The organism is Crocosphaera sp., from assembly GCF_030064895.1.
Lineage (GTDB): Bacteria > Cyanobacteriota > Cyanobacteriia > Cyanobacteriales > Microcystaceae > Crocosphaera.
Genome location: NZ_JASJEB010000081.1, coordinates 1 through 22,491, shown reverse-complemented (window position 1 = coordinate 22,491; position 22,491 = coordinate 1). Strand labels below are relative to the sequence as shown.

The 22,491-nt window shown below is 35.2% G+C and carries 28 protein-coding genes; 9 read left to right on the top strand and 19 right to left on the bottom strand.

Translation table 11 applies throughout. The annotated features are described in order from the left end of the window. Positions 1 to 2: 2 nt before the first annotated feature. From QNJ66_RS16960 to QNJ66_RS16950, 3 genes are all read right to left on the bottom strand, one after another. On the bottom strand, positions 3 to 248 hold the full coding sequence (locus QNJ66_RS16960) for a hypothetical protein (protein ID WP_300508987.1): 246 nt from the start codon (positions 246 to 248) through the stop codon (positions 3 to 5). A gap of 54 nt (positions 249 to 302) precedes the next feature. Then, a complete protein-coding gene (locus QNJ66_RS16955; protein WP_300508986.1) occupies positions 303 to 842 on the bottom strand; it encodes a hypothetical protein in 540 nt (179 codons plus the stop codon). Between the two features lie 77 nt (positions 843 to 919). Continuing rightward, a complete protein-coding gene (locus tag QNJ66_RS16950; RefSeq protein ID WP_300508984.1) occupies positions 920 to 1,126 on the bottom strand; it encodes a hypothetical protein in 207 nt (68 codons plus the stop codon). A 126-nt stretch (positions 1,127 to 1,252) separates the two neighbouring features. Here QNJ66_RS16950 and QNJ66_RS16945 point away from each other — a divergent pair, with 126 nt between their 5' ends. Beyond that, positions 1,253 to 1,468, top strand: a complete 216-nt coding sequence (locus QNJ66_RS16945) for a hypothetical protein (RefSeq protein WP_300508982.1) — start codon at positions 1,253 to 1,255, stop codon at positions 1,466 to 1,468. Here the strand turns inward: QNJ66_RS16945 and QNJ66_RS16940 are convergent. Both QNJ66_RS16940 and QNJ66_RS16935 read right to left on the bottom strand, forming a co-directional pair. Continuing rightward, positions 1,465 to 1,809 (bottom strand): hypothetical protein, encoded by a 345-nt coding sequence (locus QNJ66_RS16940; protein ID WP_300508980.1) that lies wholly within the window; start codon positions 1,807 to 1,809, stop codon positions 1,465 to 1,467. The two genes, QNJ66_RS16945 and QNJ66_RS16940, sit on opposite strands and share 4 nt — an antisense overlap. A gap of 57 nt (positions 1,810 to 1,866) precedes the next feature. Next, positions 1,867 to 2,391 carry a hypothetical protein gene (locus tag QNJ66_RS16935; RefSeq protein WP_300508979.1) on the bottom strand — a complete coding sequence of 175 codons (525 nt, stop codon included), beginning with the start codon at positions 2,389 to 2,391 and terminating at the stop codon, positions 1,867 to 1,869. A 2,052-nt stretch (positions 2,392 to 4,443) separates the two neighbouring features. On the opposite strand from QNJ66_RS16935, the gene QNJ66_RS16930 reads away from it, so the two are divergent. Then, positions 4,444 to 5,226: an NAD-dependent protein deacylase gene (locus QNJ66_RS16930; RefSeq protein ID WP_300508977.1), complete on the top strand. Its 783-nt coding sequence runs from the start codon at positions 4,444 to 4,446 to the stop codon at positions 5,224 to 5,226. 205 nt (positions 5,227 to 5,431) lie between these two features. On the opposite strand, the gene QNJ66_RS16925 is transcribed toward QNJ66_RS16930, so the two are convergent. The 8 genes from QNJ66_RS16925 to QNJ66_RS16890 form a co-directional block, all read right to left on the bottom strand. Then, a complete protein-coding gene (locus tag QNJ66_RS16925) occupies positions 5,432 to 5,800 on the bottom strand; it encodes a hypothetical protein (protein WP_300508975.1) in 369 nt (122 codons plus the stop codon). Further along, positions 5,797 to 6,564 carry a DUF262 domain-containing protein gene (locus QNJ66_RS16920; RefSeq protein WP_300508973.1) on the bottom strand — a complete coding sequence of 256 codons (768 nt, stop codon included), beginning with the start codon at positions 6,562 to 6,564 and terminating at the stop codon, positions 5,797 to 5,799. The genes QNJ66_RS16925 and QNJ66_RS16920 overlap by 4 nt, the downstream gene beginning before the upstream one ends. A 22-nt stretch (positions 6,565 to 6,586) precedes the next feature. Then, positions 6,587 to 8,194, bottom strand: a complete 1,608-nt coding sequence (locus QNJ66_RS16915; RefSeq protein WP_300508971.1) for a DGQHR domain-containing protein — start codon at positions 8,192 to 8,194, stop codon at positions 6,587 to 6,589. A 4-nt stretch (positions 8,195 to 8,198) separates the two neighbouring features. Next, entirely contained in the window at positions 8,199 to 8,699 is a 501-nt protein-coding gene (locus QNJ66_RS16910; RefSeq protein WP_300508969.1) for a hypothetical protein, read from the bottom strand. A gap of 1 nt (position 8,700) precedes the next feature. Continuing rightward, entirely contained in the window at positions 8,701 to 9,186 is a 486-nt protein-coding gene (locus tag QNJ66_RS16905) for a hypothetical protein (protein ID WP_300508968.1), read from the bottom strand. Positions 9,187 to 9,195: 9 nt separating this feature from the next. Beyond that, complete coding sequence (locus tag QNJ66_RS16900; protein ID WP_300508966.1) at positions 9,196 to 10,113, bottom strand: DUF262 domain-containing protein; 918 nt, start codon at positions 10,111 to 10,113, stop codon at positions 9,196 to 9,198. A 77-nt stretch (positions 10,114 to 10,190) separates the two neighbouring features. Next, positions 10,191 to 10,481, bottom strand: coding sequence for a hypothetical protein (locus QNJ66_RS16895; protein ID WP_300508964.1), 291 nt, complete (start codon positions 10,479 to 10,481; stop codon positions 10,191 to 10,193). A 289-nt stretch (positions 10,482 to 10,770) separates the two neighbouring features. Further along, positions 10,771 to 11,748 carry an HNH endonuclease gene (locus QNJ66_RS16890; protein ID WP_300508962.1) on the bottom strand — a complete coding sequence of 326 codons (978 nt, stop codon included), beginning with the start codon at positions 11,746 to 11,748 and terminating at the stop codon, positions 10,771 to 10,773. 16 nt (positions 11,749 to 11,764) lie between these two features. Here QNJ66_RS16890 and QNJ66_RS16885 point away from each other — a divergent pair, with 16 nt between their 5' ends. Both QNJ66_RS16885 and QNJ66_RS16880 read left to right on the top strand, forming a co-directional pair. Then, positions 11,765 to 11,974, top strand: coding sequence for a hypothetical protein (locus tag QNJ66_RS16885; RefSeq protein WP_300508960.1), 210 nt, complete (start codon positions 11,765 to 11,767; stop codon positions 11,972 to 11,974). Between the two features lie 186 nt (positions 11,975 to 12,160). Then, positions 12,161 to 13,165 carry a hypothetical protein gene (locus QNJ66_RS16880; protein WP_300508958.1) on the top strand — a complete coding sequence of 335 codons (1,005 nt, stop codon included), beginning with the start codon at positions 12,161 to 12,163 and terminating at the stop codon, positions 13,163 to 13,165. On the opposite strand, the gene QNJ66_RS16875 is transcribed toward QNJ66_RS16880, so the two are convergent. Then, positions 13,162 to 13,803 carry a hypothetical protein gene (locus QNJ66_RS16875; RefSeq protein ID WP_300508957.1) on the bottom strand — a complete coding sequence of 214 codons (642 nt, stop codon included), beginning with the start codon at positions 13,801 to 13,803 and terminating at the stop codon, positions 13,162 to 13,164. The genes QNJ66_RS16880 and QNJ66_RS16875 overlap by 4 nt on opposite strands. 105 nt (positions 13,804 to 13,908) lie before the next feature. Here QNJ66_RS16875 and QNJ66_RS16870 point away from each other — a divergent pair, with 105 nt between their 5' ends. Next, a complete protein-coding gene (locus QNJ66_RS16870; protein ID WP_300508955.1) occupies positions 13,909 to 14,367 on the top strand; it encodes a DoxX family protein in 459 nt (152 codons plus the stop codon). Positions 14,368 to 14,524: 157 nt separating this feature from the next. Here the strand turns inward: QNJ66_RS16870 and QNJ66_RS16865 are convergent, their stop codons facing one another. Continuing rightward, positions 14,525 to 14,746: a ribbon-helix-helix domain-containing protein gene (locus tag QNJ66_RS16865; RefSeq protein ID WP_300508953.1), complete on the bottom strand. Its 222-nt coding sequence runs from the start codon at positions 14,744 to 14,746 to the stop codon at positions 14,525 to 14,527. 91 nt (positions 14,747 to 14,837) lie between these two features. Here QNJ66_RS16865 and QNJ66_RS16860 point away from each other — a divergent pair, with 91 nt between their 5' ends. Beyond that, complete coding sequence (locus QNJ66_RS16860; protein WP_300508951.1) at positions 14,838 to 15,722, top strand: hypothetical protein; 885 nt, start codon at positions 14,838 to 14,840, stop codon at positions 15,720 to 15,722. A gap of 10 nt (positions 15,723 to 15,732) precedes the next feature. Continuing rightward, positions 15,733 to 16,176: a hypothetical protein gene (locus QNJ66_RS16855; protein ID WP_300508950.1), complete on the top strand. Its 444-nt coding sequence runs from the start codon at positions 15,733 to 15,735 to the stop codon at positions 16,174 to 16,176. 93 nt (positions 16,177 to 16,269) lie between these two features. On the opposite strand, the gene QNJ66_RS16850 is transcribed toward QNJ66_RS16855, so the two are convergent. After that, on the bottom strand, positions 16,270 to 16,992 hold the full coding sequence (locus QNJ66_RS16850; RefSeq protein ID WP_300508948.1) for a GUN4 domain-containing protein: 723 nt from the start codon (positions 16,990 to 16,992) through the stop codon (positions 16,270 to 16,272). Between the two features lie 458 nt (positions 16,993 to 17,450). Between QNJ66_RS16850 and QNJ66_RS16840 the strand changes: the two genes are divergently transcribed. Then, complete coding sequence (locus QNJ66_RS16840) at positions 17,451 to 18,041, top strand: GIY-YIG nuclease family protein (RefSeq protein WP_300508945.1); 591 nt, start codon at positions 17,451 to 17,453, stop codon at positions 18,039 to 18,041. Between the two features lie 48 nt (positions 18,042 to 18,089). Next, positions 18,090 to 18,479 carry a hypothetical protein gene (locus QNJ66_RS16835; protein WP_300508943.1) on the top strand — a complete coding sequence of 130 codons (390 nt, stop codon included), beginning with the start codon at positions 18,090 to 18,092 and terminating at the stop codon, positions 18,477 to 18,479. On the opposite strand, the gene QNJ66_RS16830 is transcribed toward QNJ66_RS16835, so the two are convergent. The 3 genes from QNJ66_RS16830 to QNJ66_RS16820 all read right to left on the bottom strand — a co-directional run bounded on the left by QNJ66_RS16830 (position 18,476) and on the right by QNJ66_RS16820 (position 22,010). Further along, the gene (locus QNJ66_RS16830) at positions 18,476 to 18,829 is read right to left on the bottom strand and encodes a hypothetical protein (protein ID WP_300508942.1); all 354 of its coding nucleotides are present in this window, start codon (positions 18,827 to 18,829) and stop codon (positions 18,476 to 18,478) included. The two genes, QNJ66_RS16835 and QNJ66_RS16830, sit on opposite strands and share 4 nt — an antisense overlap. A gap of 229 nt (positions 18,830 to 19,058) precedes the next feature. Beyond that, positions 19,059 to 19,598 carry a thermonuclease family protein gene (locus QNJ66_RS16825; RefSeq protein ID WP_300508940.1) on the bottom strand — a complete coding sequence of 180 codons (540 nt, stop codon included), beginning with the start codon at positions 19,596 to 19,598 and terminating at the stop codon, positions 19,059 to 19,061. Between the two features lie 276 nt (positions 19,599 to 19,874). Beyond that, positions 19,875 to 22,010 (bottom strand): hypothetical protein, encoded by a 2,136-nt coding sequence (locus tag QNJ66_RS16820; RefSeq protein WP_300508938.1) that lies wholly within the window; start codon positions 22,008 to 22,010, stop codon positions 19,875 to 19,877. Positions 22,011 to 22,491: the final 481 nt, after the last annotated feature.

Genomic DNA, 22,491 nt, shown 5'->3' with positions numbered 1-22,491 from the left:
TTCTAAAATTCCTCATCTGCTGTACTTTCTGGATAATTACTATTAAGTAATTCGGGGTTAATTTCTCCTGTTGCAATCTTTTTAATGGTTTCTTCCCATCCCACCATGTAAGATTGATTATCAGGTTCTTGGGGTTTTTCCCCAGTTAAAGCGTCGTTTTGTCCATTGATATAACAGTTAAGTTGGTCTTCTGCTATAAGTTCGGACTCCCACTCTAACCAAGGTTGAGCAAGGTCTGAATAGTTCATGGTTGATTACTTTTGATTGAAGAGACTCCCCCAAAGGTGGGGGAAAATAAAAGATTAGTTAGTTAAAGCTTTTTCCTGTTCAAGTTCAATCTTGAATATACTTTTTTGAAAGCTTGGACTATTACAGTAATGCCAAATAATATCCTCTAATTGATCTTCTAACCAGTTACTAATCACTTTCGCTATCTGTTCGGGTTCTGCGATTAACTCTTGTTCTTGTTTAAGAAGTTCAGCAGCTTCAAAAATCTCATCTTTAAAATCAAAACTGTAATCACTTAAATTCTGTTCTTGGACTAAGTGATTAAGCCCTAATCTACTCATTCCCTTGACTTTAATTTCACATTCAAAGTCTTTCAAATATTTAGGAGTTCTGATTTCACACCATTTGCAACCATACAAATTATTGAATGTGTGCATCGTACCTTTAGCTTCCTCTCTTAAACAACCTACATAAACCATAAAGGCCGGTTGATCTTCTGTCTCATTACCCCATTTCTGCTTATTATGGATATCTTCACAGATGACAATGTTTTGACAAAGTTGCGTTACTTTGAAACTTCCATGTGGGGACTCTTTGATAACTTGTTGTACCATGATAATTACCTTTAATTTACACATTGAGGGTTAAGTCCGAGGTCTAAACTTGCAGGTCTGGCCTCGGCTCAAACTTTTTACTTTCTACAATTGAGTAGTTGATCTACTACTGCGATGTCGTGATCGTTGATAATCTCAAAGTCACGCTCTAGACTCTCTAACCTTTCAATGGCTGTGAATAGATCCTGTGCTTGGTCAACATTGAGATGATTAGAATCTTCTTGGATCTTTCTCAACTCACGAAGGGAAGTTTTTAAAATTTGTCTCGTTTCTTGATCTGTCATTTTGATTAATTCCTTTTGAACTTCATAATTTTATTATAGCGTGTTAACACGCTATAAGTCAAGAGGATTGCTAAAGTTTTTCTATGTTAACGTGCTATAATTGAAATCAGAGAGTTAGGTGAAGGAATGCCAAGACCAGGGGGGAATCCCGAATTAGAGAAGTATCAATTTGAACAAAAGTACGATTGGGATCAGCCTTGTACGGAGTTAATCGCTATTCGAGTCCCTGAGAATATTAAGAAACAATTAAAAGCCCTTCCTAAATGGCAGGAGAGAGTTAGAAGGGCGATCGCTGCTGAATTAGAAAAAAATCCCCCAGATGAAGGGGATAATATTAATTAAAATTCATCAGGTGTGTTGTTATCATCAAAATCTTCATATTCTTTGATGATTTCATAAATTTCTTCAACGGCTGCGTTATAAGCTTCTTGGAGAGAATTGTATTTATATTCCGAAAAACCCCGATCATTTATACAATAAGCAGTTTTTCGATTTTCTGTATAAGTAAATTCTCGTTCTCCTGTTTTTTCTAAAACTTCTTTCGCACCTACTGAGTAAGAACTCGAACTACTTAATTTAATAGTAAATCCTTGATAAGAGCAATTTAACTCTCGTCTGTAAGTATTCTCACAACTATTAACTGTGCAATAATCGGTCTCTTTAATTTTAATTTGAAATTCCATTTTTAATCTCCATTAATTTTCAAGTAAACAACTCCCCCCAAAGGGGGAACAAACGAACTAGAAAAGCGACAACTGCACCGACGAGGGGGGGGCAGAAAGAAACCAGCCACCACCAGCAGCCACCAGCCCCCACCCGGCAGGGGGGGACACCGACGGCGGCAGCCATAAAACTGATTTGATATCAAGTGCTAGAGCATAACTGAGACTAGACCATGAACCGCTTCCATATCCGCTAAAAGCTGATTTTTTGGGCATCAGCCCAGGAGGACAACTAGAAGCTGGAAATGATATCCATAAACCACCCTGACAAGCTTCTACACAAGCCATTGATCTTCTAGCAAAAGCTGATTTTCCTTTGCCATACTCCCCACTAGCAACACTAAAAACTCTCGCCTCTGAGAACAACTCACGGGCTATCTGATCTACACCTTTGGCGCAGCCAACCGCCACCACCGAGGAACTAGAAACAAAACTAGAAATCTCTGCGATCGCTTCCGGCGCACCCTCAGCAGCAACACGAGAACCACTAAAACCCACAATAGGGCTACAACTGACTAACTCAGAAATACAACTAGGAATCATAATTTATCTCAATTCTTATCTCTATTATAACATGACAGCCATGCTATAGCAACTCTAAAACCCAGAGCCAGAGCGGAAAACAGGCAACCCGACCCCCACCGCGAGCGAGGAGAGGCGGGGGGGAGGGAAAACCAGCAAGCCAGGCCACCAACAAGCAGCCCCCCCCGCCCGACGAGCGAGCAAACAAGGGGCCAGGCCACCAACAAGAAAGACAAAGGAGAAATACCCTTACCTCTCCTCTCCTCTCTCTCTCTTCTCCATAAGTGCGCGAGCGGTTTTTCGGGAAAACTAGGGGATATGAGACATAACCAGTTAGCCGAGCGCACCAACTAGCTTTTTTGCGCCCCAATATATAACAAAGGCACACCCATCAAGCGAACCACGGAGTGAGGGCGGTAATTTTTGCATAAGTGATGAGATTTGACCTTTGAACCAGCCCGAACGACCAAATAAATAAATGCCCAACCACAAAAATGGGAGTCGAAGTGGAGTAAGCTGTCCCAAATAAATAAAATTCGCGCGAACCAAAATCAATTAAAAAATCGCGCGATCCTTATTAAAAATGGGACAGCGCACGAAACGGATGACGACCCAACAAATAAATGGGCAACCACTTGTGAGCGACTGGGTGTGCTATAATTCCTTGTTTGGCGCAAAAAAGCGAAATTAACGCGAAGCAACGATCCTTTCTTAAATAAATAAACGCGACCGGAAGGCGACCATCACCGTAATTTTTATATTCCACAGTAATCTATTCGCCGGTACGGGAGCAACGATATAGACGCGAGTGAGGAGTGGTGGGGGGAAGGGTTCACGAGCAGCGTCTGTGAGTGTTCCCGACCCCTGCCCGACGAACGAGCAATTACACCACTGACAACTTTGTATGAGATCCGCGAACGAGGAGTGGCAGGGGGAAGGGTGTGCGAACGTTTTACGCAAGCATTCCCGACCCCTGCCCGACGAGTGAGCAGATAATCTTACGGATAAGTTCCTGTAAATCTGCGAACGAGGAGAGGTGGGGGCAAGGGGGGTTTCCCGCCGCTGACCCCCACCCGACGAGCGAGCGATCGCTAAAATAGTTAGTACATGAAATAAACATATTACATAAATATCACGTTAAGAATCTAAAATATACAACGATTTCAATAGGGTTTAACCCCAACAAGGAGCTGTATTAAATCGGTAAAAAGTATTATATTTGTAGTGTACTATTTGAGAAGCGATCGAGAAATTAAGCAATAACTTTAAAAAAAAAGGCAGCCAAACCGGCCACCCACGAGAAAGAAAAGGGGAGACAAGCCCCCCCAGCAACGAACTACAAACGCCCAAAGAAACAAGGCAGGGACACAGCAACCGACGAGAAAGACCCAACCGAAACAGGGACCGAAACGCACCACCAGGAACCACAAGCCCGCACCGCACAGAACGGAAAGCCAAAGCGAGAACAAGCCAACCCAGCAAACGACTCAGCCGCCCCCGAAGACCCAAACCACACAACAGCAACCCACCGCGAGAACGACCGGGGAGAAGGCCGCAACCCAAAGAACGAGCCACCGCCGCCCGAAGCCAACGAAGCCACAACCCCAGGAACAGGAGCCGGGCAGCCCAACGGAGAAGGAGAAACAGAAAAAACAGCCAAGGGACAAAGCCGCCAGACACAACGCAATCTTTCACACCCCTCCCATCTTTCTTCTTTCTTCACCAGGGCCCCCCGTCATAGGGCGGTTGGGGCAAATAAAATAAACGCGCCAGCGCCGTGTGATAACCTTTGCGTCCTACCAGTAAGCTTTCTACGGCGCACGAGGCGCAACCTCATAAATATAGCCCCACAAGTCCCTTTACGGGGTTTTTTAAGGGGTATAATTGGATTGCTGTGTGTGGTGTTAGATAAGGTTTATATGCTAGAGGGCGTATAGCCAGTGAACAAGAGGCGTAAGCCCGTGCCTAGCGGCGTAGAGCGATCAGCTTTAGTATTCCCAAGGATGAAGAGTCGACTATCATACAAACATGAGTAATTAATTGAAAAAGTAATTCTATTAAATTTAGCCATTTATGAGTGAAAACCTACTGTCTGTTGCTCAACTTATATGCGATTCTGAACGTATTCTCTTTATCACTGGTGCAGGTATCTCCGCCGATTCTGGTCTTCCAACCTATCGAGGTATAGGTGGACTCTACCATAATCAGAACACGGATGAGGACATTCCTATTGAAACAGCGTTGTCTAGTAGTATGTTCTCTAGTAATCCAGAGATTGCCTGGAAGTACCTATGGCAGATTGCTTTGGCCTGTAGTCAAGCCACCTATAATCAAGCTCATGAGGTTATTGCTGCTATAGAGCAGTACAAGCCCCAAACTTGGGTGCTAACGCAGAATGTAGATGGATTACATCGAGCAGCCCAAACGCAAAATCTCATCGAGATTCACGGACGTATTTCCACTTTGCTGTGTACTGAATGTTCTTATCAAACTACCCTTGATAAATTTATGACACAAAAGCCTCATCAGATAGGGCATTTACCAAAGTGTCCCCTTTGTGGGGGACTGATCCGTCCAGATGTAGTATTATTCGGAGAGTCTTTGCCTAGTGCTGCAATCTCTGAGTTAGAATCTGTTTTAGAAAAGGGTCTAGACCTGGTTTGTGTCATAGGGACATCTGCACTTTTTCCCTACATCTTTGAACCTATAGCCCATGCTAGGGCTATAGGAATCCCGACTATAGAGATAAATCCTGCGGAAACTATACTTTCACCCATTGTCAACTATCGGATTCCTTTGGGTGCAGCATCAGCTTTTAATCAGCTAGAGAGACTCCTTCAATATTACCTCCTGTAATTGGTAGTCATAATGTTAAATCAATCGATAAAGCGATAAGTAGTCGGACATAAATAAACAACACTATCTTAAGAAGCATTAAGCAACGAACCAAGCTGTCAACTCATACTGAAAAAATCGGGATTTCCCCTGGCATAATAAGCTCAAATAAATCAGTGTGGGATTTTAAAAGCGATCGAGAAATTTTATATCTTAGTTAACATTGCTAAACAGCTCCCAAAATTTCTTGTGCTAAATCAAATCTTTTAATGACTGTATCTCTATCATGTTTAACTCGTTTAATAGAGCCGACATACTCTAAATTCTCCCGTAATTGTAGAAAATTTTGTTTAATAGTTTTTTTGTATTGCTGAAAAAATTGATCACTGTGTGTTGAAAAAAAGTAAGAAATAGATTCAAACATAATCATATTAACTTGTCCTCTGCTTCTATCTGTTGGTAAACGAAAGTTTTCTTTCCCAAAAAAATCATAAGTTAATTTCATTACTCTTTCAAAATCATTTCTTAATTCATCTATTTGTTCCTCCGACATTTCGTTGATTTTTTGCATAGCCTCTTCTAAAAATTCATTCATATACTTAGATAATCTTGATGATAATCGTTACATATTCTAAAAGCTAAATAATGTAAAATAAGCTCTCTATCTTTCATTCTTTTTGGAGAAAAGCCATGATCAATTGCCTGTTTAAAATAATCTTGCTCAGATAATTCTTTTAACAGCTTTGTGGATTTACCAGTAAAAATACAGTTTCTAAGTTCTTGTCTTCCTAGCGGTGTTCCTCCAATATTGACTCGCTCTAAAATCTCATAAACAATGCTTAGATGAGCAGAATATGGAATTACATATAAAGAAATTTTTTTATCCTCTATTCTAGTTTGATAATCTCCATCTAGTTTTGTTAAATCATAAAACTTACAATTATTTAATTGTGGCAAAATTTTTAATCCAGTAAGTTTAAATTTATTATCTATAAAATCACAGATAGCTGAAGTTCTCTGTAACCCATCTACAACTATATATTCTCCCTTTTTAGTTTGCTTTACATACCAATAAGGTAAAGGAAAATTGAGAATAATGGACTCAATAAATTTACTTTTTTGTTCTAAAGTCCATATATTAGGATTTCTTTGAAATTCAGGATCGATAATTATTTTATTTTGCTCACGTTTTCTTTTTAATTCAAATACAGTATAAGGACTTTTTCTAATATCAATATCCCGTTCTATTAGATATTCATGATCTAGACCACAATTCTTGAGAGTATATTCTTCCGGTTTATCCTTATCAGTTTCGATAATATCATCATTTACATTTAGATTTTTCAAGTTTTTTTCCATAATTTTTTATTGGCTCAGAAACTTACTTAACTATGATAACAGAAGGTAATATTATACCTTCATGAGTAACGACATTTCCTTGAAAATCCATAGTTTGCTGTTGATTAGTCACTAAATCTTCAATGGTTCTTGCTTCAGCTAATGCTTGACGAATTGCTGTTTTTTCTAGGTCATCTTTCATTCCACCCAATAAGTAAATTAATAAACGACTAGCTAATTTTTTACCTGATACTTGAATTCGTTTTTTCATGGGATTATACAAAACACCATACCAAAGAGACTGAGATGTATCCATATAACTAAATCCTCCAATTTCATCAAAGTAGATTAATTTTTCAATAATACTTTCTAGATTAAAGTTTTGAGTAAATACTAGGACTCCTAATGCTTGAGCTAAGGCAATTTGTCCAACAGGACGAAATAAAAAGTTTCCTTCCCCTCCACCATGATCATGTTTAAACCGTCTGAGTTTATAAGTTTTAACCCCTTGTTCTAATTTCCGATAACTGGGTAAACTGGCTAATCCATTAAAAAGTTCAGATAATAAGTTTAATCCTTTTTCTATTTCTTCCTCATCAGGTCTAAGATTAATTAAGTTCTTTTTATTGCTCCACTGGGAAAATAATGGTTGTAAATATCCCTCTGTCATATCTTGTAAAGCTTGTAAAGTAGTTAAGACAGTAGATTTACTAGCAATGGTAGCACTATCCCAATTAACTCTGGAATTCCAGTCTTTTTCCTGTCTATCTTTTAGCAAGGGATGAGTAATGGCAAGTCGTCTAGCAATAATAGAAAAACCATTATCTTCATCTAATAAAATAAGTTGTCCTTTCCTTAAAGAAACCGCTGTACGTTGAACATTAGCAAATATGGTTTTAACTCGTCTCTTAGCACTATTATAAGTCTCTCCTTGCAGGACAGAAGGAATAATCTCTATCCCTATCTTCTCTGATGCTAAACTTTGTAAAGCAATGAGGTCTAGCTCGTATTCTTTTATTAAATCATCTAAAGTAATGGACTTTCTTGTGGATTTCTTTGACTCATCATACACTTCTAATTGACCGGTTCTTAGTAACTCTATTAACCCTTTGATTCCCATTAATCGATGTTGTCCGTCAATAGCAAACAGTTGATAATCATCCCCAATATTTAAGAAACCTATATTATTATTTTTATCTAACGCAGTAAAATTATCAACATTTACTTTAGCACGATGATTATTATCCCATTTTTCAGCAGTAGAATCATTAACCCAATTTTGACTAATAACCAGTAAAATAGGAGGGAATTTATGATTTTTAACAACAGTTAAATATTGAGCTAAATAAGCCTGTTTTGACCAATCTAAAGGACGTTGTTTTAACTCTTCTAAACTTTCATAATCAGGAATCAACTTATAATTTTCATTGTCATATTTACGACGAAATAAAGGAAATTGTAAAGCAAAATGAACCCTACTCGCTAACCATTCTAAAGAAACAGAAGCAAGATAACCTTGAGTGTTTCCCATCTGGGTTGTTTGCACAAATAATTGTCCTTGGCGAGATAGATGACGATCTAAGAGAAAAGCAAGAGACTCTTTTTGTCTTGTTTCTTCCTGTAAAAGTTGTTGAGTAATATCATTATTCATAAATTTACTTTAGTATTTTAGAATAAGCAGATTCAGGTATTCCCTCTTTTAAAAAGGAATAATTTTCTAAATAATTAGATTCGATTAAACTTAAATAATTACTTCTTTGTCTTTCTTCTCTTTCCTTTAGTACTGACTGAATAAATGTATTAGAAAAAGCAATACCAATATAAGCACTTCCTGGTTCTTGCCAAGTTACTTCTATCACTGTTCCTGATTGATCCAATAACCAAGCATGAGAGACAGGAAAATCTATACCATTAGAAAGAGCAAATCCTTCACAGTAAGTTAATTCCGGCTCAAGAAAAGCCAAGGTCTGACAATTACCATAACAGTTTTTGGGTTGTCCTGTGAACTCTTCTGATCTTATTGCTGGTTTCATTTCCTGCCCTAATTTTAAGACTAATTCATAAAAGCTTTTATATTTGTAGTTAGAATTTTTCTTAGAATGTTTAAACAAGTCAGCATTATCTTGAAGAAATTGTTTTAACAGAGTAATTGACATATTAATATCCTTGATATTCTAATTGTCTTAATTTATTGAGTTTACGGATTACTAATTGAGCATTAGTTTCAGGTTTACCGTCTTGCTTATCCCATCGTTCCTCATTCAACCATTCAATGAGTTCAGTTGTAGGACGAAATGACCAAACAGGATTTTTATCATCATATTTATCTTTTGATTCTTTAATAATTTTAGCATTTTTAGTATCCCATTGTTGTTGAGAAGTACGATTATATTTTTCATTTAGTGTTGGTACATCAGGCATAATTTCTATTTTGAGATAACCGCCTTTTTCTCTACGATAAAACTTCCATTGCTCTTGGTAATAAGAGAAGTTTTTCTCGGCTCCTCTTTTAGTTTTCCACCGTTTACACCAATAAAATAATCCAGGATTAGTTGTCCAATTTAATTCCTGTTCTTGATGAATTGTGTAAAACCAACCTAACGGTTCATGGTCATCTGTATAACATCGATATCCGTAATACATAATTATCACTTAATGTTGAGTAGAAAGAATTTTGTTTAATTTTTTGATTTTGCTCAACTGAGTTGAGTTGACAGATAATTCAGAAAATAATTGATACACTTGGGGTCTATCTAGGTATTGTCTGAACGTGGTTTGACAACTATCTTTTAATTCGTTTAATTCGGTATCAGACAAATAGTTAACTTTAATTAAAGTTCTTGACAACCATAAGTTCACTGTTGGAAAATCATCAAAACTATCACTTAGCAAAAAAGAGATAAAGACTAAAATTAATTCTCTATCATCCATTTGCTTTCTTTGTTCATAATCTAAAGGAATCAATTGTTTAAACTCTTCAGTAGCTGCTAGTTGAGCGAGTAATTTATTTCCTTTTCCTGGGTTTAATGCTTGACGCAGTTCTTGATAAGATTTAGGGAATCCAGTGCTATTTCTTTTACCAATATTATACTTAATGTCTGGAGGGGTTCCCTTCTCAATTAAATAAACGGTAACTTGTGTTTCTTCTATACGACGTTGATATCTTCGTTCAATTTCATTATAAGTTTTTCCCTCCAAATCATGTAAGTATTCTAAACCAGATAATTTTAAAGTTTTATCACTAAGAAACTGTTTCAGAGCATATAGTCTTTGTATTCCATCCATAATTAACCATTTATCATATCCTGTTCTATCGAGATAAAAATGACCAATAGGAAGACGAATAATGATAGACTCAATCAAACGACTTTTAACTTCATTATTCCAATAATGATAACGATAAAGAAAATCGGGCGCAGAATTTAATGATTGATTATCAATGCGAGAAAGTAGCTTGTCAATTTCAATTTTTCTAGTAGTAATATTAATATCTTCAGGCTCATAAATAAAATGGTCATCGTCCCATACTGAAGACTGATTTTGTAAATTGGTTTCTATTACTTCAGACATAATTAATAACCGCTAAACTTCATACCGTTTAAGTTAACTGCCATGCTTGTTTACCTCCAAGTAATCACACTTATACATTAGTAAATAATAATAGATAATCCTAGTTTATCAGTTCTAAATTTAGTAATGATTTGATTAGTAACAATAGAATTGCCTTCCTTATCATAAAGTAATTCAGGAAAAGTCATTATTGCTTGTAAAAGAGATGTAAAAGAATTGATAACCAGTCCATAAGTTTCTTTTCCGTACATTCCTCTTCCTGAATATCCTTCCATAATCCTACTCTTAAAATCATCTTCATTAACGTCACATTCTTCTAGCATTTTTTCCATTGCTTTATGAAGAATATCTGCTTCTTGTTTAGTCATTTGTCTTACTTATCTCCATTAGCATTGGTAGCACATCTAAAGATTAAAGTTCCATCTTCAAGGGGAATAAAATCACCTATTTTAGAAGTCTCAATAAACTCTGAAACTTTTTCAGATTCATTCTGAGCAACTCGATTAATTAAACTATTACTATTTTCAGATCACCATTTAACCTGATTATTAATAGAAAAACAATAAGCAAATTCGTACACTTCCAATCTCCTTATTAACTAACTACTTTCTATTTTACTTCGTTTACGAAGTAAAAACAATCTTAAATAGATAAGTTTTATGAAGCGTGTTTATCCAAGAAAGACTGACGATGCCAAGCCAAAGATTCAGCAGAAGGATGATAACGTTCATTATTAGGGAGCCAAAGTCGTTTACCTTGAAATTGACTCATGGGGGTTGAATAAGGGGAATCTTCGTGTAAAGTCTCAGCTAGTTCTATTGTATAGTCATCGTTGATAGTGAACCAAAAGCGGTCAAAAGCCCAATGATGGTTTTTACAGAGAGATAGACCATTAACAATGCGATCATCATAAAATTGAGAGAAGGGTTTGATATGTGCGCCATCGACAATATTTTCTTGGTTATTGAATACTTGTAGTTCACAGAAAGCACAACGATAACCATAAACAGAAGTGACGGCCTTACGAAATGCCCCATCTCTGATAATAATCGTTTGTTCGTCTTTGGTATCAATTTCCTGCCGTTGATAGACTTTTCCACCACTGGTAATCAGTTGATTTTCTAAGTCTTCGAGAGCATCCACTGAAAGCGATCGCCTAATTTGTTGAGGTTTATCAGAGAACCAAGAATCAATCAAGGTTAAGGTTAGTTGATTTCTAGAAGTAGGTTCACAAAGTAAAGTGAAGAGTTCAGGGTCAAAGTAAGCATAATCAACCGCTTCTTTGAGAGTTTTAATAGTTCTGACTTTAACTTTAGATTTAGGATTTTCAAGAAATTCAAAGCCTAAATTAGCCTTAAAATGCCAGAATTTATCTCCTCTTAAATGAAAAAAAGGTAGACCAATTTTAGGATCACGATGAATTTCTAAATCACTCCATAGTTTAAGAAATGTAGCAATTAATTCAGGAGTTAAATAAATTCGGTTACGAGTAATCTTTCCTCGTTCAATTAGTTGTATAATTGATAAAAGAAGAATAGGTTTATTAGGGGCAACTCCTTTACTTCTGTTAACATTTAAACCCTTTTTCCCAGCGTCAGAAAATTTCTGACAATAATAGTTAAGATCCTTAATCATAGTTTAGATAATACTAATGTATTTTTATCAAAGAATTGACCAATTTAATTATGAGGCAATTGTGGACTATTTAACAACAAGAGCCAAACAGAATGGAATAGATCCTGATGTAACCAGTGATATTGCCATACTCTGGGATGATAGTGAGAGGGATAATGATGATGAAGGGACATTACCCATATTTGGGAATCTTTATGTTTCTAAGGAATTATTAGATTTAGTGTAAGTTAAATGCAAAACTTGGAACAAATTTTAAGCACGATTCTTATAACTATTAATTATTCGGTAATGTGCAACGATTTTGAGTTACTAAATATATTCCTCCAACGTATTTTCTCATTTAGGTTATGATCCGTAAGGAGTAGATTTACCTTGTTTGCCTAAATTAAATACCTGAGATCGCTAATCAATTATGCCTGAATATCGTTGTACTCGAAATAAGTCTTATACTGGTGATTGTCTGGGACGGGATGACCTTACTGCCCGACAAGGATATTATATACAAGCAGAGAGTCCAGAAGGCGCATGGAAGGAAATGGCCACTCGGTTTCCTGATGAGGTCACTTATGGTTTTACAGTAGACGAATGGGAACCTTTTAATGTTAAGGTCGTTGAAGTGACAAAAGATAAAGAACTAAAAAATGAACAAAAATCATTAACTCGATTACCACAAGAATTACTAGATCAATTATCAGAAGTTTTAGAGTATAAGACACCTCCTTATGAACCGTTAAAAGTTCCTGAATATCGTCCTGGACAGTATGGCGAATGGACATTAGAAGAAATGAAAACACCCATTACAAGAGGTTATTTTACTTCCTATCAATCTGTAACTAACAATTATCGTTTATGTCGTAGTAATACACTATGGATGAGTTTGACCCTAATGGAACTTGAAAGTCAATCTCATCATGTTTTAGCTGCTAAGGGTCATACTGTGCTAATGGGGTTAGGAATGGGATTATTACTGTATAACGTTCTGTTAAACAATGATGTTGAGAAAGTAACCGTGATTGAGAATGATCCTGATATTATTGAGTTATTTCATCAGATTACAAATGCTACAGCGTGGCAGAATTGGGACAAAGTTTCTATCATTTTTGCTGATGCTTTAAATTGGATTCCATCTGAAACGGTTGATTATTTAGCCGTTGATATTTGGCCAGCTTTAGGAGATATAAATTTACGCTTTGATGGACAAAAAATACAAGAGAATGTACGAGCGAAACAAGTAGCTTTATGGGGTCAAGAATTAGATTTTATTAGTTATTGTGTTGAACAAGGTTATTCACCTGCTTGTACGTTAGCTCAATATCACGAATATATTGAGGCGATCGGTATTCCTTTAATAGAGGCAAATAACCCTAATTATCCTAATTATTGTTTCAGAGCCGCACAAATGGTTATGAATTATTAGCACTTGTGTAGTGCTTCACTAGGCAAACCATACTTAAGAATTTGAATAGTTAAAGGAGATTCATAAGCTAAGAAATTAGCAATATTCTTACCAGTACGTAATCTTTCTTTAGTCTTTTCTATCACCCATTTACGATTAAAAGGAATACCAAAATAACAAGGACTTAATTCATTCCATGTCACATCAATTGCTTGTTGATCTAGAGAAATCCAACCATGTTGAACGGGATAGAGATTAATATTATCTGATAAAGCAAACCCTTCACAATACAGTAATTCTTCGGGGTTTTCAGGAGTTAGTAACATATTTAGACAGTTATAATAACATCTTTGAGGAATACCAATCTGTTGAGCTTGTAATCCTTCCATAAACTGCCCATGTTCTAGTATAATCTCTTCTATACAATGATATTTCCAGTTTGCTTTCTGGGGATCTGGTTCTGCCCTTACCCTTTCAACAATACCCTGTAAAAAGGTTAACATTAATTGTTGATAATCTTCGGTGGTTGGGTTAGATTGGATTTTATACCAAATCCGCTTTACAAAGTAGACTAAGAAGATCAGGCAATGAGAGATGTTGACCCAAATCTTTACTCTACTATCATAAGAGGATTTGGTATTAGATAGGATGTCAAGCATAATTTTATCCTGGGTGTAGGTCTAGTATTCCCAAGGGCAGCTAGTTAAATATCAGATATCAGATATTTATCATAATTAAACTTCTTAATAATAATGAGGAATCTAATGAGCGTTAACAGTAAACCAACTATTAATAAGCAGCCCCAAGTTAGTTTAAGAACTAAAGATATTGTGGCAGCTTATACTTTATTGAGAATAGTAGTAGGGGTTAATTATTTTAACCACGGATTTACCAGAATTTTTGATATTCCTAGTTTTATTAATGCGATGGTTAATGTTATGCAAGATTCAGGAATTCCTGAGTTTCTAGTAAGAATTAATGCTGCTTTAGTACCTCCTGTTGAGTTAATTGTTGGAGCATTAATCACTGTCGGATTTTTAACAAGAAGTGCTTTAATTGCTTGTTTTGTTCTCATGATAATTCTCATGTATGGTATTACCATAATCCAAAATTGGGATGGAGCTAGTAGCCAATTAATTTATAATATTGTCCTCTTTATCCTTTTAGCAGGGGTTAATTTTAATCGATTTTCTATTGATGATTGGTTGAAAAATAAAAACTAAACTACTATGATTTTAATCTTATAATTTATTACAAAACTTGAGTACAAAAAAAGAAGCCTTTTTTAAGTCAGTCAATGGTCAAGTAACTGGTCATCCGTAATTGACTTAAAATACCTATTAAATATTAGGTACTTGATGAAATTGATTAACCATTAACTTAATTCTTATTCGTCTTCTTGGTCGCTTTTTTTTCTTCTTCTAAACGTTGTATATATTCATGCACTGCATCTCTGGCAATTTCTGCCATGCTTTTGCCTGTTTTTTGGGCAAGTTCCTCTAATTTGGGATAAATAGACTTACTAACCCTTAAACCTATAGTCTTTCGATACAAACTATCCGGTGACTCTAAAAATTTTCCTTCTGGATCTCGTTTAAGCATCCTTTTCCCCGTTGACATCCATTGTTATTTTATCCTTATTTCTTTAATTTAACCTAAGTTAGTATTTTTCAGTTGACATCCATTGACATCAATGGATAAACTAAAACAAAACCCCCGACTCTTGGACGGGGGCAGATTATATAAAACTACTTCTATCATGGCACAACAACACTACCGAATGACGTTAGAGGATGTCCTCGATCAGTATCAGTGTGGTTTGATTTCCGCAACCGCTTTACTTTACTACTACCTAAAAATTAGACTCAAACCAGGGTGGAAAGTGACCTTACATCAGAGTGAGATTAGCCAACAGCTAGGAATTAGCAAAGCAAGCTTTTATAAAGGAATTAGCAGACTGAAAGAGAAAAAATTGATTGACTGGGAAGCTCCCAACGGTTTAGTTGTAAGTCTTGGACAAAATGGAGACTCTTTGGACAGATCCGAGACGACCTTGGACAAATCCGAGACGACCTTGGACAAATCCGAGACGACCTTGGACAGATCCGAGACGACCTTGGACAAATCCGAGACGACCTTGGACAGATCCGAGACGACCTTGGACAGATCCGAGACTGTGACCCCATCTAAAACGGCTGATAGTAAAGCTTCTAGCGGTTCTCCAAATTCTTATCAAATCTTTTTCAACTCTCTCTCAGATTACGAGCGAGAGAAATTTTTTTACTTTGTCAGGGAAAAGATTAAAGAGTTTCCCAACCCCATCAATGATTTAGCAGGCTGGTTAGCAAGGAAAAATCAAGCAGGACAATATCGCTTTAATGTTTATTACGGTCTATTTAATGGATGCAAAGAAGACAACAGCATCAAGATTGACTGGGAAAATCATCCCCAACGGGACGAGTGGATCAAGCAAATTAAGTCAGGTAAACCACGATTTATTGCCCTTGGTGGTTCCTCCGAAGAACAACCAATGCGGAAAGCCTTCGCAGACTGGGCAATAGCTAATAATCGCATTTAAGGAAGGAATCATGTTTCAAAAACTACCTCGTATTCCCATGCGTCCCGAAGAGGAACCAGGAATAGAGAAAGAAATCTGGCAACCAAAATGGAAATGTTTTTGTTGTTATGATACAGGAATTGTTAATGCTGGTTTAGCAGAGCTTGTGATTGACGGATATGACTTCAATCGGGATAAGTTGCCTCGTTGTCAAAATCAAGGTTGTGATGCTGGTGAACATTATGACAGTCCCAGTATAACTAAGTGTATTGATTATCGGTTGAGTCCTGAAATTTGCAAACAACTTGACCAAATACAACGGGAAAATTGGCGACAAACTCAGGAAAAATGGAGAGAAAATCAGAAAATTAAAATTAATTATTCATCCATTTTAAAAAGTTTGCGCGTGATTGATCGACCTCCTGAAGAAGATTATGAAGCCAAGAGAAGGCATGAGGATGCCAGAAATGAATGAAGATAAATTACTTTAAGTAATAGCTGTTCTAATTAATTGTTGAGTGTTTTCGATGATAGCTAATGGTTGAGTCCATATAATTGTCCAAGTTGTTTAAGAACTGGATTTAATATTAGGGCATTTTTCTACTTTTCTAACAGTGGCTCTTATTCTATCTGGCATATCTATATATCCCCAACTATTGATAATCTTTCTATACATAGTGTCAGTATAAAGTTTATAAGGTAAATAACCATAAGGAATTTCTGATATAGGAATATTTTTTATTTTCTGATAATGTTCTTCTTTAACTTTTTGGTCGCGTTGTTTTTGTGATTCTGATGAATAACTTGGGTATGGATAATATCTTTTCCATTTAAGTATTTCTCCTGTTCTTCTACCGATTCTGGCATCTATATCCTCTTCTGTTTTAATTTTAAGCTCAGAATCTAATGGTTTTAACATATTTCTTTGTACACTAAATCCTAATCTATTTTCACTATGTTTAGTCCATAACTTATCAATTTTCAATAGTTGTTGGCAGGAAATGTCATCGATGATAATTGCCTGATGAAACTGATCAATCAAAATAAATCTTTCAATGCCATATAGTATATGTCTATTTTGATTTGTAATCTCTTGCATTAACAAGCTTGTTTCATAATCAGCTTTTTCCCAATTTTGTTCAATTAATAGTTGTTCTAAATTGCTATAATGTATGTCTATCTGTAGATTAGATTTATTGATTTTTAAGACTTTGAAGATTCTTGATATAACGAATATCAAAAGTATAATTATTAGTAGGTAAGAAAACTTTTTAGTTGTTATTGAAGACATTGAACTAAGTTTAGCATTTCAAAACAAATATAACAATAATCATCTCGGTTAGTATATTATAAATCAAAGGAGCTTGACGAAGGACTGCACTTACAGCACAGAACTGACGAAAGATAATAATACTTTATCATCTCTATCTTCTTACTTTTAACTTTCTTACAGGCAACTAATAATTTTAAACAAGTTTGTATCATTGAAATAGGACGATTAATTTTGTCACTCAGTTCTTTAACGGTTAGTCCTTGAGGATAATCTTTGAGGAGATTTAATATTATTTCGTCAGTTGTTAGTCCTGGGGTTGCTTTGATAATAGTGAAGGTCAAAAGTTGATAATTGAGTTCTTAAGGATTGAGTTGAGTTGAGTCAAATCTAAAGAAAATATTATCATGTTTATGTTTCCATTTACAAAGGTAAAATAGACTAAGATATATTCTCCAGTATTTTTACTCACTTATTCAATGAAACAACTTGACTTATTTAATACTAACGATTCTTCTCTAAAATCTAAACCACCTAGTTTAGTGATGGATAGAGAAGCTTTAATCAAATGGAAACAAAGGATATTTAAGTATCAGAATGAAGTTATAAATAGTCAACCACCGCAACAACAAACTTTATTTGAAATGCCTAAAACATCTTGGCATACTGTAGATGATATTAAACCTTTTGATCTAACAATACATAACTGTTTATTTTGGAGAATGCCGGAACCTAAAAATCAGTTTGATGATGAAAGTAACAAGGGATATCTCTATTTTATAATCGATAATACCTTACCTATTTTGTTATACGTGGGTGAAACAAAGTTAACTGCATCTCAGCGTTGGAAAGGGGTTCATGACTGTAAAGATTATATCAGAAATTATATTCAGTTACACCGTAATCATAAATTAGATGTAGCAGTAAACTCTGCATTTTGGAAACATATTCCCCCTGATAAGAAAGTATTATTAAAATGGGAACGAGAATTAATACTAAAATATAGGAGTGTTTTTAATAAGGAATGTTATAAATTTTGGGGGAGACCATTTGGAAAAGAGTGGAAATAAACAGAAAAATATAGTAAAAATTATAGCCAATTTACACACATTAAGTTGATGAAATTAACACAATTATCAGAAACAACCCTTTCTAAAATAAAAACAGTTCGTTGGGATCGAATCATTGAAAAACATGAGCGACCCGAAAATTGGGAGTCGGTCTTTAGATACTCTAAACCTGAGTTTATGGAAATAGAAGGCCGTTGGGTATTACTTCCTATCGAGAGTTCCAGTCATGCTAACATCACCATTTTACGAACTATTTGGAGTAACGATGGGAACTCAGTTACACTCTTTCTAAAAGACACTACTTATGAAGAGGATCCCTTCTTCTCTGGTTTTTTGGCTATCTGTGACCGCTTAGTTGGAGAGGACTTTTATCTGGCGGTTGTTTATCATGAATGGTTCATTATTGATAACAGATTGACAACAGTTAAAAATGATTAACCCAAGGGAACCTCAGTAATAGGAATGTCTAAGAAATTTCCGGCTCCTGGGGGTGGATAAATACGAATATGAGCCGTCTTAAGCCATTTGTATAATACTGTAGCTAAGGGCATTAATTGTTTTAAAATCAGCCAATTAGTAACTTGATCATTACAAGTGATTACTAAAGTCGGTTCTTCAAAAAAGCTAGACAAATACCACCCACAATGAGAAAGAATCTTTTGCGTAGAGGGATCGCAGTCTTGATAAAAATATTGACTGGCCACATCATCAAGTTCTCGTCCTAAGTCCCAATCATTAGACACAGGGGGATGAGAGTCATATTCGGGAAACGATTGACTTTTACTCATTTTTTTATCCTTCTTTTCTATCATCCTACTTTTTATTCTATCTAATTTTAAAAGAGGGTTAATATAGCGGAATCACTACCTGGTAAGAAAAAGTAATGATAATATCAAAACAATATTCTTGTTTAACTGTCTGTCAAAGATTTTTACTTTTATGAATAATTTGAGTAATCTAAACATAGGTAAATTACAATAGGTTTTAACCTTAATTTTCCCAATCTAATTGATAAATTTACCGTCTTTGTCTTCGCCATTCCCACGGTGGTATAGGATTACCAGCCCATATTCCCCTGTTAGCCGCCTGTGCTTCTGTGAATGCTTTGTACACGGCATTCCAACTGGGACAATCTGACTTATATTTTTCATATCCCCACACCATACCATCTTTAGCTTGATATTCTTGTACTAACTGCCAATCATTTCCCCTAAGAAAAAATAACTCGGCAACGGTGCGATCGTAACGATCAGTAGTTATAGCATTAACCTTGACTTGGTTATTAGAGTTTGAGAGAAGCGATCGTAAATGGTCACGGCTAGAGATTCCATTAGGCATTTTTAGCTCTGGGGCATCAATACACGCAAATCTAACCTTTATTTCTTCATTAGAACATATCAGTCTCAAAGTATCTCCATCATAAACGCTTTTTGGCTTCACTTCACAGGTAGGAAGGTTATTGATGTCTGCTTTACTTTTAGTTTCGGTGTTAAGAAAAGCATTGACACATAATGCGATCGCTATTAAAACAGGCAGGGTGTTGAGTAGTTTTTTCATATTATAGCAGTCGCCAAAGCTATTAGGACATTTTTCTGTTCCCTGTTCCCTGTTCCCTGTTCCCTTAAAATATAATTTATGTGTCCTAACTAGCCTGTCTATTGCTATAACAAATATTCTATTTATGAGAGTGTTTAACAGTAAACAGTAAACAGTAAAGTAAACAGTAAATAGTAAACAGTGAATAGTTTTAATTTAAGCCAAGCAACTTGACCAAATAATTAATAACTGATAACTGATAACTGGTAACTGCTCACTGCTCACTGATAACTGAAACTAATCTGCATAATTAGGATCTGAATTAGACAGATAAATACTAGCATTAAATAATTCAGAAGTTGAAGATTCAGAACTAAAGCCAATGTAATAATTACCACTGTTTAGATAAGCTTGTAAATTACCTGAATAACCATCATCACTACCGATAATTACCTGTTGATTCTCATCAAGTATTTGAGCAATAGCATTATTATGATAAAAGTTTAGGTAACTACTTTCATCAAGATTAAATTGAATCCAGTCACTAACATCATCACCCCCGATGGTTTCAGTTATATAACTTGCCCCAAGATGATAACTACCATAAACATAACCTTGATTATATTCAGTGCCAGTATTACTATCAGTTTCCCAAGGTTTTAAGGTTCCTAAATTTAAACCAGTTAAGGGATCATTTCCTAAGTCTTTACCCAAATCAGGCATAGGGAAGGGTGGTTCTTCATAAATATAACTATAAGGATCATTAGTATCAGAAGTTAGCTCATTAACCCGTTCAATACCATTAATTCTTAACTGTGTGGTTCCTGACTTATCCACTGTATCTAGTGTAATAAAGGTTAGTTGACCGTCTGCAACCGCTACTTCTTGTGTCTTTGTCTCACTAATCCAACGAGTAGCAGATGATTGAATGGTAGCAGAAGAACGACTATCAAATAGATTTAAGTTAGTACCATCATAAAAATAAATGTTATCATGATTAGCATCATTTTCTGAAGCAGAGAGAGAGTAAGTAATCTCATAAATACCATTTTCTAAATCTGACCAAGTAGCATAACTTCCTTCAGTACCATACATAGATAAATCAATATTTAATTCCCTCGATAAAGTAGAAACGGCTCTATCGCCACTACCATTATTAATCCTCGTTTGTTGTTCATAAAAGTCAACATCACCAAGATAAATATCAGGCATTAAACTAATGGGTGTTGGTGGAGAATAAGATAAATCTTCTGTTTTTTCTAAGCCAGTAATTGTAAAATCAGTGGTTCCTGTCTTAGTATTCACATCAACGCCAATAAAACTAAGTTCACCATAAATAACGTCAACTGAATTAGTAACTAACCCATTTTCATTATCAGCAATCAAGGTTAATTGTTTCCCATTCCAAGCATAAAGAGCATCATTATTATTACTATCTATTTTACCTAATTGATTAACATCAAATTCATACACACCATTTTCAATGTCAGAAATATTAAGATAACTTCCTTCTGTTCCAAAGGTTTTAAAGTAGTTTCTATCACCCATCAAATTATTACCAATAGTAGAAACTGCCCTATCTCCTGTACCAGTTCCTACCATAAAGTTACCACCATTGTTATAATTAGGAGTATTATCAACCTCAACATCTCCTAATGTTTCTATCATCCAATCATCAGGTAAAACCATATCTTCTTGATAGCTAATAACCTCAATATTATCAGGTTGAGATTCATACCAAACAACATTATCAAAGGTTACTGACGCTTCATTACTAGCTACATCATCTAATACAATAAAACCCCATTCATCACTAACGGTATTAAAGTATAATTCTTGAGTTCCATTGACAACAAAAGGAGTAATATTAGCACCATCCCAAAATAATAAATTAGCAAAACCATCAACAGTAATATCAACCTTATTTATTCCTGGTTCTGTACCCCATAAAGCTGCACTTCCTTCCACTCCATAAGGAGTTAAATCAATATTATGATGAAAGAAAGTGGACTGTATTTCCTGTACGCTAACTGCACCTTCTCCCGTACTTAAAATGTTGTTATTGATCGCACCTATTCCATCTTGAATAATTGATGAATTATCCCCTACTTGTAAGACTTCTATATCAATTATAGGATTGGTAGGTGTGTCATCATTAGGAAAGTCAAAGGTATCATCGGTTCTGAAAGTTAATTCAGTTTGGTCAAGTACATTTAATTCAATGATTAAACTTTGGTTAATATTATCAGCATATTCAGTAAATTGACCATCCATCCATTGAGTTTGACCTTGATATCGCCACTGAAAATTAGACCCTCCTATTCTAATATAGTCTAATGGATCAATGGTTTCTAAATTAAATAATTTAACTTGATAAACTCCTTGACCTAAATTAACTGTTTGTCCTTGAGTAGTAACATCATTTAAGAGCATGATTGATTCCCATAAATTTTTTCTTCTTCCATTACACCTAAATTAAGCAGTAAATGAAATAGTAATAATCACGGAATTTATCTATATATTTATGTCTTTTTTTTAATTATAAACTAATAGTTATTATTCTGGTTATTCTGGTAGTTGATTCTGTAATTGATTCTGGTTATTCTGGTAATTAATTCTGGTTATTCTGGTAAGCAATTAGTTTTTGATTCTATAGTTTCGGGTGTTTCTATTTTAGTATCCTGGTAGTTTTGATAGTTTATTCTATAATTAATTCTGGTAGTTTTGGTTTCTAATTCTGTAATTAATTTTGGTTATTCTGGTAATCAATTCGGTTTATTATTCTATAATTTCGCGTGGTTCAGTTTTAATATTCTGGTGATTCTGATAGTCAATTATCAATTATCCATTATCCATTATCCATTATCCATTATCCATTATCCATTATCTATTATCCATTATCCATTATCCATTA